This window comes from [Rhizobium] kunmingense, assembly GCF_977018605.1.
On the sequence record NZ_CDRNXG010000001.1, the window covers coordinates 135,966 to 151,028 of the forward strand.

Below are 15,063 nucleotides of genomic sequence, written 5' to 3' on the forward strand. Positions count from 1 at the left end.
TTTGCGCCCTGCCGAATTCGTTTGCGCCCAGTCGAGCTTGGTCAGAGCCAACCGCGACGCTTGAAATAGAGATAGGGCACGGCCATGGAAAAGATCATCAGGCCGATCGCCGAATGGTAGCCGTACTGCCACTGCAGTTCCGGCATGGCGGCGAAGTTCATGCCGTAGACGGAGGCGACCAGCGTCGGCGGCAGGAACATGACCGAGGCGACGGAGAAGATCTTGATGATCTGGTTCTGCTCCAGATTGATCAGGCCGAGCGTCGCATCGAGCAGGAAATTGATCTTGTTCGACATGAAGGCCGAGTGATCGCCAAGCGAGGTGGCATCCCGCTGCAACAGTTTCAGCCGCTGGCGGACTTCCTTCGAAAGCTTGCGATCGACGCCGTCAAGAGCCGCGTAATAGGCGACGACACGGCTGACGCTGACCAGGCTTTCGCGCGTTACGGTGATGAATTCGCCCTTCTGGCCGATGGCGCGGATCAGCTCCTGAAGGTCACGCTGCTTCTTGTTGGCCTTTGACGCCTTGGCCTGGAAGACGTCGCGGGAGATCTGGTCGATATCGGCGCCGAGGCGTTCCAGCGTGTCGGCCATGCGGTCGATGATCGCCTCGATCAGGCCGGTCATGATCAGTTCGCCGGTGGCCGAATGCAGGCCCATGCCGTTCGCCTTGCGGGCGCGCGCCATGAAGGCATCGAAGGGACGCGGCTCGGAATGGCGCACGGTGACGAGGATCTGGCCCTTGACGATGAAGGTGACCGGCACCTTGATCGGCGTGCCGGCATCCGGCCTCGTCAGCACGGTCATGGTCATGAACTCGGCGCCGTCCTCCTGATAGAGCCGGGCGGACAGCTCGATATCCTCCATCTCGTCCATGGTGGGAACGGCAATGCCCAGACATGCGCCGACCTCCCGCTCCTCATCGGCCGTCGGGCTGATCAGGTCGTACCAGACGACAGGAGGGCTTTTGGCATCGGGCGTGGCATCGGCAGGCTGCGCAGCGGAAACATCGCCCTCGAACGTCCGGTCGAGGGCTTCGGCTCCCAGATTGGCGGGCACAAGGCGGTCAAGGTCATAAGCGTGGATGCGCAGCATGACGGCTCCTTTTCGGACCATCCGGTCCCCGGAACGCGTCACCCGAGAGAGAGATCAGCGCGCTGAGGCGGCAGGTCTATGTAATGACGTCGAACTTCGACTGTCGGGGTTCATCTCGGTTGTCCTTTGAAAGAGCGACGCCCGGACGGGCCGCCGCTTTGACGCATCAGATGTGCCGGTTGCGCAGTAAAGTCAATGGGGCAGCCGGCATCAGGCGGGCTATCGCGCGCGCCGAATCGGTAGTATCTTACCGTTTACGCCACCCAGACTTGCAATTCCGTATTGCTAATTAGCATTATCTAATATATATTGAGTCCATCGCCTTGAGGAAAACGCGGGCGAGGCCGGGGCATCCAAGCTCTCCGGTCGGGGGTCCCCACCCCCTCATCGACGTGGCGATCCCCCGATAGCCACCCGACAAAAAGCCGCCGGTCACAGGAGCCGGCGGCCTTTTTGTTGATTCTGCCGGATCGGCGATCAGACGAACTGCGACAGGCCCGGAACCGAGGCAATCACCGTGTCGACCACTTCGTCGCCGGCGTGTTCGCGGGCAACCGCCATCGTCTCCTTGGCGAGCGCGGTGATCTCGCCCATGCCGAGGCCTTCGGCCATCAGCTGCTGGCCGAGCGCCATGACGCCGCCGCCGAAGCTGGCCATCAGGCCACCGAGCAGACCGCCGCCGCCGGCGCCCTCGCCGTTGAACTGGGCGACCAGTTCGGTAGCACCCGGAATGGCCTCGATCATGCGCGCCACCGCGCCGTCATCGGCTTCGCGCTGCAGGAAGCCGAGCATCATGCCGATCGCCTTTGCGGCCACATCGGGAGCGAGGCCGACGCTGTCGGCAACGCGGGAAACCAGTTCGTTCATCAATCTCTCCTGAGGCTTTGACGTTGACGTCAAGGTAATGGCCAGGCAGTTTTGGCCGATGGGCGCAGCGAAGGCAAGTGGTTTGGGTGCCCCCCGGTGCCTTCGTCGGCAAGATAAGGCATGATCCTCTCTCAAGCCACGACCGTCATATGCCCTCACCAACAAAATCCAATCCCTTCACCAACAAAACCTGAGACTTAGCCTTCGGCTAAGATCTTGATTTCGTATCCTCTCTCACAAAGGGAGAGGTAGGGCGCCGAGGGTGCGGCACGCTCCAGTATCGCTCCCCTCGTGAGAGAGAAAGCGATTTCAACATCTTAGCTTTAGCCAAGTGTTGGAAATCGCAAGTGAGGGGATCGCGGCAACCTTGCATGTCAGAATAGGCCCTATGTACGCGAAGCCTCGACATCATGGACACACGATAGCACAGGCACCAATTCCGCGAAATCACCCGCGCCACAAACCGTTGCCGCCCGCCTCGGCGCATCTTATAAGCATCTGAGAACAAACGCCGACAGGGAGTGCGTGACAGCATGACGGACGAGACGGGTAAGCTCTTCATCGGCGGCAGCCGCAAGCCTGACGACACGCTCAACAAGGCCGAGTTCCTCGAGCTGAAATTCGGCAACCGCCACGGCCTCGTCACCGGGGCGACCGGTACCGGCAAGACGGTGACGCTGCAGATTCTGGCCGAAGGATTTTCGCGCGCCGGCGTGCCGGTGTTTGCCGCCGACATCAAAGGCGACCTGTCCGGCGTGGCGGCCAAGGGCGAGGCGAAGGATTTTCTTGCGAAACGCGCCGAACAGATCGGCATGGCCGATTACGAATTCGACCAGTTCCCGGTGATCTTCTGGGATATCTACGGCGAGAAGGGCCACCGCGTCCGCACCACGATCGCCGAGATGGGGCCTCTGCTGCTGGCGCGGCTGATGGATGCGTCCGAGCCGCAGGAAGGGGTGCTCAACATCGCCTTCAAGCTGGCCGACAAGGCCGGCCTGCCGCTGCTCGACCTGAAAGATCTCACCTCGCTGCTCAACTACATGGCGGAAAACGCGAGCGAGCTTTCCAAGGAGTTCGGGCTGATCTCGAAGGCCTCCGTCGGATCCATCCAGCGGGCGCTGCTGGTGCTCGAACAGCAGGGCGCCGAGCATTTCTTCGGCGAGCCGGCGCTGAAGATCACCGACATCATGCGCACCAACCCGAACAATGGTTATGGCCAGATCTCGGTTCTCGCAGCCGACAAGCTGATGATGAACCCGAGGCTCTACGCGACTTTCCTGCTCTGGCTTCTGTCGGAGCTGTTCGAGGAACTGCCGGAAGTGGGCGACCCGGACAAGCCGAAACTGGTGTTCTTCTTCGACGAGGCGCATCTTTTGTTCGACGAGGCGCCGAAAGTGCTGCTCGACCGGGTGGAACAGGTGGTCCGCCTGATCCGCTCCAAGGGCGTGGGCGTCTATTTCGTCACGCAGAACCCGCTCGACGTGCCGGAAACGGTGCTTGCCCAGCTCGGCAACCGGGTGCAGCACGCCCTGCGCGCCTATACGCCGCGTGAGCAGAAGGCGGTGAAGACGGCCGCCGACACATTCCGCCCCAACCCGGATTTCGACTGCGCCACGGCGATCACCCAACTCGGCACCGGCGAGGCGCTGGTTTCCACACTCGAGGCCAAGGGTGCGCCGTCCATGGTGGAGCGCACGCTGATCCGCCCGCCATCCGGCCGGATCGGGCCGCTTACCGATGCCGAGCGCCAGGCGGTGATGGATCGCAGCCCCGTGCTCGGTCTCTATGACGAGGATCTGGACCGCGAAAGCGCCTTCGAGATGCTGGCCGCGCGTGCAAAACAGGCGGCCGATGCGGCGGCGGCGAAAAACGCCCAGGACGAACTCGACCCCGCCCCGCCCGCCGGTTCCGGCGAGACGACCGGCTGGACGCTGCCGGGCTTCGGCGGCGGCGATGACGACGAACAGCAGCGCGGCCGCAAGACCGTCGGCCGCTCCGGCTACCAGCGCGAGACGATCGTGGAGGCAGCGATGAAGAGCGTGACGCGGACTGTGGCGACCCAGCTCGGCCGGGCGATCGTGCGCGGCATTCTCGGCAGTCTCAAACGCTGATTGCCGAACCCCAAATCGAATACCTACCCGGGATTGTCGGCCTTGGCCGGCAATCCCGCTTTCGGCATTGTAGCGCTAAAAAATCCCGTGATTGCAGGCATTTTTTAGAGATTACTTTAACTCCTCGCCCCTAATGTGCGGCTGAATTCCAACAGCGTAAGATCACGGGCGATACGCAATTGAAGCGATCACGGGTTATCATAGAGGCCTTCGTCCTCGCCTTTTGCGGCGTGCTTCTACCCTTATCCGTGGCGATCTACGCCGCCTGGGCCATTTCGGTCGATACCGAGGAAAAGCGGCTCGGGCTGGTGGCGAGGCAGGCTGCCGCGCGCACCCATGTTTCCATCCTCAACACTGCCGCGATCCTGCGCGAACTCGACGCCGACAAACGGTTCGCCCCCTGCTCCGACGCCCATATTCTGGAAATGCGCCGGCTTTCGGTCAATGGCCGGATGATCGAGGAGATCGGCTATTTCGACGCGGGACTGCTGAAATGCACGTCCTGGGGGCCGACGACGAAGCGGATTGCCAAGGCGCCGGCAGAGTTCATCACCGGTGACGACATCCAGACCTGGGTTTCGGTCGCGCCGCTGGTGACGGGAGCCGACCCGCTGACGGTGGTGCAGGTGGGCAGCCACAATGCACTTATCGATCCGGCGCGGCCGATCGACCTCTTGTCGGACAATCGCATCCGCATCACCATCATCGCGCCGAACGGACGCGTGGCGGCCATGCTCAACGATCTCGACACGCAGCTGGCGCTGACGCTTGCCAGGGAAGGCACGAACGGCGTCAACGGCAACAATATCTTCGGCGTTGCGACAGATGCCGGATGGACGGCGATCGCGGTGGGGCACCGGGAAGAGCTTCTCGCCCATTTCCGTAGCCAGCTTTGGGTGTTCATACCCTTTGGCGCATTTGCCTCGATCTTCATCGTGATGATGATCGTCCGGCAGTCGCGCCGGCGGCTTTCGCCGCTCAGCGAGTTGCAGATCGCCGTGCGCAAGCGCGAATTCCTCGTCCACTACCAGCCGATCGTCGAGCTTGAGACCGGTCACTGCGTCGGCGCCGAAGCGCTGGTGCGCTGGAAACGGCCGGACGGCAGCCTGGTGCGGCCCGACCTGTTCATTCCGCTTGCCGAACAGAGCGGCCTGATCCAGCCGATCACCGACCAGGTGATCGAAGCCATAGCGAAGGATCTCAACGAGCTTCTGGTGCAGCACCGGTCGCTGCATGTGGCGATCAATGTCTGCGCCGACGACATCAAGACCGGCCGCATTCTCGAGACCGTCGCCGAACGTTTCGGCCGCACAGGTATCGAAACCCGGCAGATCTGGCTGGAAGCGACCGAACGCGGGCTGCTCGATATCGAAGAGGCGAGCCGCACGATCGAGGAAGCGCGCGCCCGCGGCCACAGGGTGGCGATCGACGATTTCGGCACCGGCTATTCCAGCCTGCAATATCTGCAGAACCTGCCGCTCGATGCGCTCAAGATCGACAAGTCGTTCATCGACACGATCAACCGCCAGACCGCCACAAGCTCGGTCGTGCCTCATATCATCGACATGGCGAAATCCCTGAAGCTCGATATCATCGCCGAAGGCGTCGAGACGGAGGAGCAGGCCGACTACCTGATCGCGCGCGGCGTCGGACTGGCGCAGGGCTGGCATTACGGCAAGGCGATGCCGGCCGACCTGTTCATCGCCTACATCCATGCCAACCTGCAGCGGCGCGACAGCGACGTGGTACTCCCGATCCCGCGGGCAGCCGTCGGCCGCCGCTAAGGCTGCCCCCTATCGCTTCGGCGCGACGAGGCAGAAGAAGGCACCCTGCGGGTCGATCGCCTGAACGATGAAACTGTCGCCGGGCACTTCCATCGGGCCGTTGACGATTTTTCCGCCGCCCGCCTTGACCCTGTCGATCGCGGCATCGATCGCCTCGACATTGAAGTAATAGAACCAGCAGGGCATGGGCACGGTCTGCGGACGGGTCATCATGCCACCGACCGCCTTATCCCCATGGGCGAAGATGCGATACGGCCCCATGGCGCCCATGTCGAAATCGTGGTCCTTCGTCCAGCCGAAAATCCTGGCGTAGAAATCGAAGGCCTCGCCGACTTCGCCGGCATGAAGCTCGTGCCAGCCGACATTGCCGGGGTCATCCTGCCCCAGTTCGCGCGGCGGGTTTTCCGGGGGAATGGGCGTCATGATGCACAGAACCGCGCCATGCGGATCAGCAACCACGGCAAAACGGCCGATGCCGGGGATATCGTCCGGCGGACGCTGCACCGAGCCGCCGAGCGACACATAGTGCGCCGCCGTGTCATCGACATCGTCGACGGCGACATAGCCGGTCCAGTTGGGCGGCAGCTTGCCCTCGAGCTCCGGCGGGAAACCCATCATGCCGCCGATGCCGGGGCAATTGTCGCCCTCGCCCATTTCGAACAGGTGATAGGGCGGCATTTCGGGCATGTCCGGCATCTCGATCTGCTTCACCTTCCAGCCGATGACCGACGAATAGAAGGCGCCGGCGGCGGCTGTGTCGGAGGTCATCAATTCGCACCAGATGAATCTGCCATGCGTATCCGATCGGGTCGTTGCGGTTGTCTGCAGCATGGGAATCTCCTCTGTGTTGAGTTGGTGTTGTCGATTGGCTCTCGATGTTTTGGTCGATATTGGCGCCGCCCCTCATCCGCCTTCCGGCACCTTCTCGCCGTTCCAAGGGGGAGAAGGTGGCATGTCGCACCGGCCCGCCTCAATCGCCATCGTCGAGCGCGGCATGTCCCTCTCCCCGCAAGCGGGGAGAGGGTTAGGGTGAGGCCACAATCGCCACGGCATGCGTAATCCTCCGCGCGGAACACTTCTAGCGCGCGCTCGACCGAGTGTAGCGAATATCCTGAAACGTCTTCCAGCTGCCGTCCGGCTCTTTCGTCGCCGAGGTGAACAGGCGGTGGTCAGGATCCTGAAAGACGATCTGTTCGCGGTATTCAATTGTCCGCCCCTCGCCCATGAAATCGGGGCCGGTCGCATAGAGACTGAGCGTGTTGCCATCGGCGGACATTTCACCGTCATAGGTCCAGAGCATGCCCATCATCGTGCCGATCCAGCTGCCGACATAGCGTTGCCTGTCGGGATCGTAGCCCAGGGTCATGATCGTCTTCGCCTTGCCGCCCGGCACGTCCCCTTCTCCCTCGGCTATATACCAGATGCCGTCCAGGGAGCGGCATGTCTCCGTCCAGCCGGCATCCGGCCCGGTCATCGAGGATTTCACATCCCAGGTGCCGACCAGGCGTTCGAGCGCCCGGTGTTGGGGCAGCGGTTTCAGGAAATCGTCTTCGCTCATCGTTCTCTCCTTCGGGTTTTCGCCTTGCGGTTCGATAAGGTGGGCGGTTCGATCAAGTGGGCGGTCCGATCAGGTAAGCGGTTGCGCAGGTGAGCGGCGGGGTTGCCGTTACGTCCTGCGCCTATAATGGGCTTCCATGAACTGCTTCCAGCTGCCGTCCGGCTGTTCGGCCGCGGAGGTGAAGGTGCGGTGGTCGTCGGTCAGGAAGGTGACCTGTTCGCGGTACTGCGCCATCCCCTCGCCTTCCATCTTGGGACCGGTCGTGTAGAGGCTGAGCGTCTTGCCGTCCGGTTCCAGCTCGCCCTCGTAGACCCAGAGATAATCCATCATCGAACCGAACCAGGTGCCGACATATTTGCCCTTGGCGGCATCGTAGCCGAGGGTGAGCATGGTGGTAGCCGGGCCTTCTTCGCCACCGTCTCCACCCGGCATGTTGCCGCTGCCTTCGGCGACGAACCAGAGACCCTGCAGCGAGCGGACCTCTTCCACCCAGGGGTGGTCGGCGCTCATTTCGGATGTCACATCCCAGGTGCCGACGAGCTTTTGCAAAAAACCGTGTTCGGCACGCGGTTTCGCCATGACCATGGTCATCGTCTCTTCTCCCTTATGGCTTCAGCTTGGCGGCGATCAACGGCAGCAGGATGAACCGGCGTCTTGCGGCTTCTGCGCGTATTCGTCGTGGCGCTTGACCCAGTTCATCACGCCCTCCTCGTTACGGCCGAAGGGCGCACGGTCGAGGATCATCAGCGTGCCGATAAGCTCCTCAGGGCCACGGGCATAGCTCGAATAGGTGTGGAAGACATCGCCGGCCTCATCGCGGAAGAAGGCGGAAAGACCCGGCAGTTCCTCATAGGCCTCGGCCGGCGGGATCTCGCGGTAATTGTAGGTGACCTGGTCCTTCCTGAGATCATCCTCGGTGAACGAGACCTGATAGTCGAAGTTGAAATCGCTCTCGGAGGACGAGACCCAGGGGAAGTGCCACCCCATGCGGCGCTTGTAGCTTTCGATCTGCGGCAGCGTGCCGCGCGAGACGGCGACGAGCGTGACATCGTGATTGTTGAGATGCGGCAGGGCGCCGTCGAAATGGTCGGCGAGGAAGGAGCAGCCGTCGCAGCCTTCCTTCCAGCCGGGGCCGAGCATGAAGTGATAGACGATCAACTGGCTGCGGCCGTCGAACAGGTCGGAGAGCCTTTTCTTCCCCTCCGGCGTGTCGAATTGATAATCCTTGTCGACCTTGACCCAGGGCAGCGCCCGGCGGGCGGCGCGCACCTTGTCGCGCAAATGCGTCTCTTCCTTTTCGAGCGCCAGCAGCTCGCGGCGGCGGGCGAGCCATTCCTCACGCGAGACGGCGGGGTTCTTGTCGGTCGAGTTATTGGCGGAAACGGTCGTGTCCATCAGCAGGCCTCCTCTTCCTTGACAGATTACGTTGATATCAACATGATTATCCGATGATGTCAAATGTCGATTCGCTTCCGTTTTCCGCCACGCTGATGGTGCGCGACACCTGCCTGTGCCTGCATGTGCAGCGTGCGGCCCGTGCGCTCGCCCGCCGGTTCGACGTGGCGATGAAGCCGATCGGGCTGAACAACGGCCAGTTTTCGCTGATGATGTCGCTCAACCGGCCGCAGCCGGCGACGATGAAATCCGTCTGCGACCTGCTTGCCATGGACCGCACGACGCTGACGGCGGCGCTCAAGGTTCTGGAACGGCGCGGGCTGGTGAAGACGGATACCGACCCCAAGGACCGGCGCGGACGGCTTCTGACACTGACGGAAGCGGGCAAGGCGGTGCTGTCTGCCGCGCTGCCGATCTGGACGCGGGTGCATGCCGAGATCGATGCCGAACTCGGCGAGGACAATCCGGATAGTTTACGAAAAATCCTGAAAACCATCCGCTGACATCCGAAACGCGGCAAGCCGCCATTCAATCGATTTGCTTGCTGTGCAATGCAGCATTGTTGGTAACGCTTTGTTTTTCCAACACCCAATCATGTTGCATCGCAGCAAAAATATGCGGACCGGGCCTCGAAATTGCTGCAATGCGGATTACTTTTGAACTTGCTTAATTGAACGAGTGAACGAGGAAGCTTTCATGGTCTTGCCCCAGTCCGCCCGTCTACATCGCATGCTCGGCTATATCGGATGGCCGCTCGCTCTTCTCCTGATCTGGGATTTCGCCGTCACCCTGGCCTATGTCTATCTGCCGCATCCGTGGCTGAACCTGCCGGTGCTGCCGATGAGCCTGCTCGGCTCGGCGCTGGCGCTGTTTCTCGGCTTCCGCAACAGCAATGCCTATAACCGCTGGTGGGAGGCGCGCACGCTGTGGGGCGCCATGGTGAATGCCTCGCGCTCCTATGGGCGGGAAGTGTTTCACCTGATCGACAACAAGCCCGAGGCGCAAGCGCTGCGCCACGCGCTGGTGCAGCGGCAGATCGCCTATGTGCATGCGCTGCGCTGCCACCTGCGCAGCCAGCCATCCTGCGACGAAATCGAGGATTTTCTGCCCGATGCGGAAGTGGCCAAGCTGCGCGCCGGCTTCAACAACGTGCCGAACGCCATCCTCAACCGGACGGCGGAGCTGCTGTCCGAAGCCGAGGCCAAGGGCTGGATCTGCTCGTTCCGCCGTATCCAGATCGAGACGCTATTGGTCGACATGAGCAATGCGCAGGGCGGCATGGAGCGGATCAAGAACACGCCGCTGCCGCGCGAATATGCCTATTACCCGACATTGTTCGTGCATGCCTTCTGCATTCTTCTGCCGATCGGGCTTGTCGATACGCTGACGATCTTCACGCCGCTCGCCTCCACCGTCGTCGGCTTCATGCTTCTGGCGATGGACCGCATCGGCGCCGATCTGCAGGACCCGTTCGCCAACCGCGCCCATGACGTGCCGCTGTCGTCCATCTGCCGGACGATCCAGATCGACCTGGAACAGCTGCTGGGCAAGGCGACGCCCGCCAAGCCGCTGCAGCCTGTCGGCAATGTCCTGTGGTGAACAGCGAAGCAAATCCCCAAAGCAAAACGCCCGGCATGTGCCGGGCGTTTTGTTGCAGGGATGGCCTTGATCAGGCCGCGGCCGGCTTGTCGAAATCGGTCGAGACGGAGATCGCCCGGAAGCGCTCGATAAGGGCCGTGTCCGACGCGATCTTCGCCTCGATGCCGGCGACCGTATCGCTGCCGATCGGCAGGCGCACCGGCGGGTTTTCGATGCCGACGAAATCGACGACAACTTCCGCCAGTTTGACCGGGTTGCCGGGCTGGTTGAGGCTGATCAGCTTGGCCTTTTCGCGCACCGCGCCGGCGGTTTCGGCGTAATCGGCGATTTCCTGGCCGCTGATCGTCAACGACTGGCCTTCAAGGAAATCGGTGCGGAAATAGCCGGGTTCGATGGCGGTGGCGAAGATGCCGAGCGGCGCAAGTTCCTCCGCCAGCGCTTCGGTCAGGCCCTCGACGGCGAATTTCGTCGAGCAATAGACGCCGAAGCCGGCACCGCTCTGGTATCCGCCGATCGACGAGAAGTTGAGGATATGACCCGACCGCTGGCGGCGCATATGCGGCAGGACGGCGCGGGTGACGGAAAGAAGGCCGAAGACGTTGGTGCGGTAAAGCGTTTCGATCTCGTCTGCGGTGGCTTCCTCGACTGCGCCGAGCAGGCCGAAACCGGCATTGTTGACCAGAACGTCGATGCGGCCGAAGCGGGCAACGGCGGCCTTGGCGGCCTCATGCGCCTGTGCCTCGCTGGTGACGTCGAGGGGGACCGCCAGCAGGTTTTCGTGGTCGCCGAAACGCTCGGTGATCGTCTTCGAATTGCGGGCGGTGGCGACGACATTGTCGCCCTTTGCCAGTGCCTTTTCGGTGATGAGCGCACCAAAACCGCGGGATGCTCCGGTGATGAACCATGTACGCATTGTGCATTCTCCTCTTGATCGGTTGTGCCTGCCGGTGATCGGCGGCTGAGGAGAGTTTTACGCCCGGATTGCTCCTGAGATAATCGACTCGATTCTTGTTGAGTTGATGAATATAATTCAGCAATGCGAACCATTGCCCCCACAGACCTGTCGCCCTTTCTGGCGCTTGCCAGACACCGGAGCTTTCGTCGCGCCGCCGACGAGCTGGGCTGCACGCCGTCTGCGCTCAGCCATGCGATCAAGGCGCTGGAGGAACGGCTGGATGTGCGCCTGTTCAACCGCACGACCCGCAGCGTGGCGCTGACGGAGGCGGGCGAAACGCTGCTTGCCCGCATAGCGCCTGCCTTTCGCGATATCGAGGATGCGCTCGACGATCTCAATACGTTTCGCGGCACGCCGACCGGGCGGCTGAAGATCAACTCGTCGCGGGCCGGCGCGCGCATGGTGCTTCTGCCGATTGCGGCGCGGTTTCTCGAGCGCAATCCGGGCATCTCGATCGAGATCGTCGTCGAGAACGATCTGGTCGACATGGTTTCGCGAGGTTTCGATGCCGGCATCCGCTTCGGCGAGGTGATCGCGCAGGACATGATCGCCGTACCGATCGGTCCGCGGCAGCGGACGGCGATCGTGGCGGTGCCTGCGTTCTTCGAGCGCCACGCAAGGCCGACCATGCCTGAACAGCTGAAATCACTGCCCTGTATCGGCTTCCGCTTCGGCTCCGGCCGGCTTTACGACTGGGAGTTCGAGCGTGGCGGGGTGGAGGTGGCGGTCGAGGTATCCGGCCCGCTGGTGCTGGACGATCAGGACATGATGGTCGACGCCGCCCTTTCCGGCGCCGGCATCGCCTTCGCCTTCGAGGATCAGGTGAAGGAGCTTGTCGCCGAGGGGCGGCTCATGCGGGTGCTGGAAGACTGGTGCCCCTATTATCCGGGTCTCTATCTCTACTACCCGAGCCGCCGGCAGATGCCGGCGGCGCTCAGGGCCTTCGTCGACTTCGTCAGGGCCGGATGATCTTTCGATGCGCCCGAAGCGGGAAAATTGCCGCAGGTTCGACCGAAACTTGTTTTCAACACAATTCAAGGTTACACATCCCTCATCGGCATTGCTGACGGGCGTTGAAAAGAAGCCGCCCTCGCTAGATGCCGCAGCCCTTTTTGAACCTTTGACCACGGATGTACTGGCACTGGTGGAAAAGCGGCGACAGGAGAGGTCGGAGCCGAATGGCCCCGGCCTTTTTTTGTGTCTTCTGCACCGCCCGCCCCGTTGTGCGAGGCGACAGCGAGGTCTGCCCGCCTGCTCGTCATGCCCCGGCTTTCATCCGGGCCTTATTCCACGATAGCGTGCACCGGTGAAAACGGTTAGCTTGGCCGGCAGTCAGTTCATCGCCCGCCGTTCAAGGATCAGACATGCCCGCCACCGAAGTTCTGATTGCGTTTTTTCTCACGACGGCGGTGTTTGCCTATATCCCCGGCCCTGCCATGCTCTATGCGGCGGCGCAGACCCTCGCGCGCGGGCGGCGCGGCGGATTGATGGCGACGCTCGGCATTCATCTCGGCTGCTATGTGCATGTGGTTGCCGCGGCCGCCGGGCTTTCCGTTCTCTTCCATGCCGTTCCGACGCTTTACCTGGCCGTCAAGCTGATCGGCGCGGGCTATCTGATCTTTCTCGGGATCTCGCTGTTTCGCGCCCGCAGCAGCGGCGACGGCACCCTGCCCGCCTTCTCGCAAAAATCGGCACGGCGGGCGTTTTTCGAAAGCATCACCGTCGAGGTGCTCAATCCCAAGACGGCGATTTTCTTCATGGCCTTCCTGCCGCAATTCGTCGATCTGTCGGCGTCCTTTCCGGTCTGGCTGCAATTCGTCATTCTGGGAACGATCGTCAATCTCACCTTCACCTCCGCCGATATCGTCTGCGTGCTGATGGCGGGCGCCGTGGTCGAGCGGCTGAAACGCTCCGGCCGGGCGCAGAGGCTGGTGCAGCGGGCCGGCGGCGCCATGCTGATCGGGCTGGGCACCCATCTGGCGCTCCAGAGAAGCTGAGCTTCTTACCTGAGGTTCACATGCAAAAGGGCGCAAACCCATCGGTTTGCGCCCTTTTTGTCAGTCCCGCCGCTATCAGGCGACGGTGACCGGAACCTCGGTCGCCGTGCGCATGGCGTGGCTGTAGGGGCAGACGATATGGGCCTTGGCGACCAGATCTTCCGCCTGGGCCTTGTCCATGCCGGGGATCGAGACCGACAGCGAGACTTCGATGCCGAAGCCGGTGCCATCCTCACGCGGGCCGATGCCGACGGTGGCGGTCACCTTGGCGTCTTCCGGGATCTTGACCTTTTCCTTGCCGGCGACGGCCTTCAGCGCGCCGAGGAAGCAGGCGGAATAACCGACGGCGAACAGCTGTTCGGGGTTGGTGCCGGTGGCGCCATCGCCGCCGAGTTCCTTCGGGACCGTCAGCGTCACATCGAGAACGCCGTTTTCGGAAGCGCCATGACCGGCGCGGCCGCCGGTGGCGGAACCCTTGGTGGTGTAAAGGATAGGCATGTTCATACTCCCTTTGCTTAATCGCTCGCAATTCAATTGCGTGCAATAGACTTATGCACATTGCATTTCGCCGTCAAGACTGCGACAATGATTTTATCGAAGACATAGGGCGGTATCGGGCAATGACAGGGGCAAGGACCGGGAAAAAGCAGGGAACCGTGGCGCATAACGGCGCGAGTGACGGCGTCGGAGCCGGCAGTCTCAGGGCGGCAGGCGGCCCGGCGAACGCACCCGCGGAGAATGCCGCCGGCACACCGGCGACCGCGCCGGCCGGGCTGGATGCGATGCTGTGTTTCGCCATCTACGGGGCCGCGCATGCCTTTACCCGCGCCTACAAGCCGCTGCTCGAACCGCTCGGCCTTACCTATCCGCAATATCTCGTGATGATGGCGCTGTGGGCTGAAGACGGGCAGAAGGTGAAGACGCTCGGCGAGCGGCTGGGCCTCGATTCCGGCACGCTTTCGCCGCTGCTCAAGCGGCTGGAACTCGCCGGGCTCGTGACCCGCACGCGCGACCTCGAGGACGAGCGGCAGGTGAAGATCAGCGTAACCGGCCAGGGGCTGGCGCTGAGAGAAAAATCCGCCGGCGTCATGGCCGAAATCGGCAAGGCCACCGGCTGCAGCCTCGACGAGGTCATGGCGCTGCGCGAGGCGCTGGTGGGTCTGAAGGAACGGCTGGAGACGGCGGGGGAGGACTAAGGCGGGCGCTCGCGCGGCCTGTCTATTCAGAGAGCGGGTTTAGGCTGAGGGCGAAATGATACTCTACGGATGCTGCTATCGGCCCAAACCGGTCATTGGAGTGTCGCTGAAAACGGTTGTCAAGCAGCGACCTTGCACGACGGGTACACGTCATTCCGTCGAGAATGAGCGCCAACGGCGTTCCAGTTTCTGGACCATTGTGGCTTCCGTCGTGTCTATCCTATCGACGGACCGCAGCCATTTATCATTCGCTGCTTTGATGAAAGCTTGTCCCGTCGGAGTTAACTGGGACCACATGATGATGAGGTTAGGTTGGCGGTCAATGGAGGTGACACCTTCCACCAAATTCTTTCCGACAAGAAACTCGGCAAGAACGTATTGCGTATCGGCGGCATGACGATGCCACTTTCCATCATCGGAAATCTCGTTGCCGGTCCTGTCGAGGGACATGACCTCTACGCCTAGCATTGCCGGAACATCGATGATTTTGAAGTCAGTCATGTTCTC

General features: G+C 62.2%; 16 protein-coding genes. 7 read left to right on the forward strand and 9 right to left on the reverse strand.

The window, feature by feature from the left end; genetic code table 11:
* Positions 1-41 precede the first annotated feature (41 nt).
* Positions 42-1,094, reverse strand: a complete 1,053-nt coding sequence (gene corA / locus AC0JZ4_RS00770; protein ID WP_471884567.1) for a magnesium/cobalt transporter CorA — start codon at positions 1,092-1,094, stop codon at positions 42-44.
* Between the two features lie 477 nt (positions 1,095-1,571).
* Complete coding sequence (locus AC0JZ4_RS00775) at positions 1,572-1,961, reverse strand: hypothetical protein (RefSeq protein ID WP_471884568.1); 390 nt, start codon at positions 1,959-1,961, stop codon at positions 1,572-1,574.
* 533 nt (positions 1,962-2,494) lie between these two features.
* Between AC0JZ4_RS00775 and AC0JZ4_RS00780 the strand changes: the two genes are divergently transcribed.
* The gene (locus AC0JZ4_RS00780) at positions 2,495-4,072 is read left to right on the forward strand and encodes a helicase HerA-like C-terminal domain-containing protein (RefSeq protein ID WP_471884569.1); all 1,578 of its coding nucleotides are present in this window, start codon (positions 2,495-2,497) and stop codon (positions 4,070-4,072) included.
* 179 nt (positions 4,073-4,251) lie between these two features.
* Entirely contained in the window at positions 4,252-5,856 is a 1,605-nt protein-coding gene (locus tag AC0JZ4_RS00785; protein WP_471884570.1) for an EAL domain-containing protein, read from the forward strand.
* A gap of 9 nt (positions 5,857-5,865) precedes the next feature.
* On the opposite strand, the gene AC0JZ4_RS00790 is transcribed toward AC0JZ4_RS00785, so the two are convergent.
* The 4 genes from AC0JZ4_RS00790 to AC0JZ4_RS00805 all read right to left on the reverse strand — a co-directional run bounded on the left by AC0JZ4_RS00790 (position 5,866) and on the right by AC0JZ4_RS00805 (position 8,809).
* The gene (locus AC0JZ4_RS00790) at positions 5,866-6,687 is read right to left on the reverse strand and encodes a VOC family protein (RefSeq protein ID WP_471884571.1); all 822 of its coding nucleotides are present in this window, start codon (positions 6,685-6,687) and stop codon (positions 5,866-5,868) included.
* A 247-nt stretch (positions 6,688-6,934) separates the two neighbouring features.
* Complete coding sequence (locus AC0JZ4_RS00795) at positions 6,935-7,414, reverse strand: DUF1579 domain-containing protein (RefSeq protein WP_471884572.1); 480 nt, start codon at positions 7,412-7,414, stop codon at positions 6,935-6,937.
* A gap of 108 nt (positions 7,415-7,522) precedes the next feature.
* The gene (locus AC0JZ4_RS00800) at positions 7,523-7,999 is read right to left on the reverse strand and encodes a DUF1579 domain-containing protein (RefSeq protein ID WP_471887740.1); all 477 of its coding nucleotides are present in this window, start codon (positions 7,997-7,999) and stop codon (positions 7,523-7,525) included.
* 42 nt (positions 8,000-8,041) lie between these two features.
* Entirely contained in the window at positions 8,042-8,809 is a 768-nt protein-coding gene (locus AC0JZ4_RS00805) for a DUF899 domain-containing protein (protein ID WP_471884573.1), read from the reverse strand.
* 56 nt (positions 8,810-8,865) lie between these two features.
* On the opposite strand from AC0JZ4_RS00805, the gene AC0JZ4_RS00810 reads away from it, so the two are divergent.
* Both AC0JZ4_RS00810 and AC0JZ4_RS00815 read left to right on the forward strand, forming a co-directional pair.
* Positions 8,866-9,312, forward strand: a complete 447-nt coding sequence (locus tag AC0JZ4_RS00810) for a MarR family winged helix-turn-helix transcriptional regulator (protein WP_471884574.1) — start codon at positions 8,866-8,868, stop codon at positions 9,310-9,312.
* Between the two features lie 193 nt (positions 9,313-9,505).
* On the forward strand, positions 9,506-10,408 hold the full coding sequence (locus AC0JZ4_RS00815; protein ID WP_471884575.1) for a bestrophin family protein: 903 nt from the start codon (positions 9,506-9,508) through the stop codon (positions 10,406-10,408).
* Between the two features lie 70 nt (positions 10,409-10,478).
* Here the strand turns inward: AC0JZ4_RS00815 and AC0JZ4_RS00820 are convergent, their stop codons facing one another.
* Positions 10,479-11,321: an oxidoreductase gene (locus AC0JZ4_RS00820; RefSeq protein WP_471884576.1), complete on the reverse strand. Its 843-nt coding sequence runs from the start codon at positions 11,319-11,321 to the stop codon at positions 10,479-10,481.
* 123 nt (positions 11,322-11,444) lie between these two features.
* Here AC0JZ4_RS00820 and AC0JZ4_RS00825 point away from each other — a divergent pair, with 123 nt between their 5' ends.
* Together AC0JZ4_RS00825 and AC0JZ4_RS00830 are read left to right on the forward strand one after the other, a co-directional pair.
* Positions 11,445-12,332 carry a LysR family transcriptional regulator gene (locus tag AC0JZ4_RS00825; RefSeq protein ID WP_471884577.1) on the forward strand — a complete coding sequence of 296 codons (888 nt, stop codon included), beginning with the start codon at positions 11,445-11,447 and terminating at the stop codon, positions 12,330-12,332.
* 395 nt (positions 12,333-12,727) lie between these two features.
* A complete protein-coding gene (locus tag AC0JZ4_RS00830; RefSeq protein ID WP_471884578.1) occupies positions 12,728-13,360 on the forward strand; it encodes a LysE family translocator in 633 nt (210 codons plus the stop codon).
* Positions 13,361-13,435: 75 nt separating this feature from the next.
* On the opposite strand, the gene AC0JZ4_RS00835 is transcribed toward AC0JZ4_RS00830, so the two are convergent.
* Complete coding sequence (locus AC0JZ4_RS00835; RefSeq protein ID WP_148143992.1) at positions 13,436-13,858, reverse strand: organic hydroperoxide resistance protein; 423 nt, start codon at positions 13,856-13,858, stop codon at positions 13,436-13,438.
* Between the two features lie 284 nt (positions 13,859-14,142).
* On the opposite strand from AC0JZ4_RS00835, the gene AC0JZ4_RS00840 reads away from it, so the two are divergent.
* Entirely contained in the window at positions 14,143-14,556 is a 414-nt protein-coding gene (locus AC0JZ4_RS00840; RefSeq protein WP_471887741.1) for a MarR family winged helix-turn-helix transcriptional regulator, read from the forward strand.
* Between the two features lie 150 nt (positions 14,557-14,706).
* Here AC0JZ4_RS00840 and AC0JZ4_RS00845 read toward each other — a convergent pair whose 3' ends face one another.
* On the reverse strand, positions 14,707-15,057 hold the full coding sequence (locus AC0JZ4_RS00845) for a hypothetical protein (RefSeq protein WP_471884579.1): 351 nt from the start codon (positions 15,055-15,057) through the stop codon (positions 14,707-14,709).
* Between the last annotated feature and the right edge of the window lie 6 nt (positions 15,058-15,063).

Bases quoted from the DNA above. Each gene is read 5' to 3' on its own strand.
- corA (WP_471884567.1), bottom strand. From the start codon at position 1,094: ATGCTGCGCATCCACGCTTATGACCTTGACCGCCTTGTGCCCGCCAAT.
- AC0JZ4_RS00775 (WP_471884568.1), bottom strand. From the start codon at position 1,961: ATGAACGAACTGGTTTCCCGCGTTGCCGACAGCGTCGGCCTCGCTCCC.
- AC0JZ4_RS00780 (WP_471884569.1), top strand. From the start codon at position 2,495: ATGACGGACGAGACGGGTAAGCTCTTCATCGGCGGCAGCCGCAAGCCT.
- AC0JZ4_RS00790 (WP_471884571.1), bottom strand. From the start codon at position 6,687: ATGCTGCAGACAACCGCAACGACCCGATCGGATACGCATGGCAGATTC.
- AC0JZ4_RS00795 (WP_471884572.1), bottom strand. From the start codon at position 7,414: ATGAGCGAAGACGATTTCCTGAAACCGCTGCCCCAACACCGGGCGCTC.
- AC0JZ4_RS00800 (WP_471887740.1), bottom strand. From the start codon at position 7,999: ATGGTCATGGCGAAACCGCGTGCCGAACACGGTTTTTTGCAAAAGCTC.
- AC0JZ4_RS00805 (WP_471884573.1), bottom strand. From the start codon at position 8,809: ATGGACACGACCGTTTCCGCCAATAACTCGACCGACAAGAACCCCGCC.
- AC0JZ4_RS00810 (WP_471884574.1), top strand. From the start codon at position 8,866: ATGTCAAATGTCGATTCGCTTCCGTTTTCCGCCACGCTGATGGTGCGC.
- AC0JZ4_RS00815 (WP_471884575.1), top strand. From the start codon at position 9,506: ATGGTCTTGCCCCAGTCCGCCCGTCTACATCGCATGCTCGGCTATATC.
- AC0JZ4_RS00820 (WP_471884576.1), bottom strand. From the start codon at position 11,321: ATGCGTACATGGTTCATCACCGGAGCATCCCGCGGTTTTGGTGCGCTC.
- AC0JZ4_RS00825 (WP_471884577.1), top strand. From the start codon at position 11,445: ATGCGAACCATTGCCCCCACAGACCTGTCGCCCTTTCTGGCGCTTGCC.
- AC0JZ4_RS00830 (WP_471884578.1), top strand. From the start codon at position 12,728: ATGCCCGCCACCGAAGTTCTGATTGCGTTTTTTCTCACGACGGCGGTG.
- AC0JZ4_RS00835 (WP_148143992.1), bottom strand. From the start codon at position 13,858: ATGCCTATCCTTTACACCACCAAGGGTTCCGCCACCGGCGGCCGCGCC.
- AC0JZ4_RS00840 (WP_471887741.1), top strand. From the start codon at position 14,143: ATGCTGTGTTTCGCCATCTACGGGGCCGCGCATGCCTTTACCCGCGCC.
- AC0JZ4_RS00845 (WP_471884579.1), bottom strand. From the start codon at position 15,057: ATGACTGACTTCAAAATCATCGATGTTCCGGCAATGCTAGGCGTAGAG.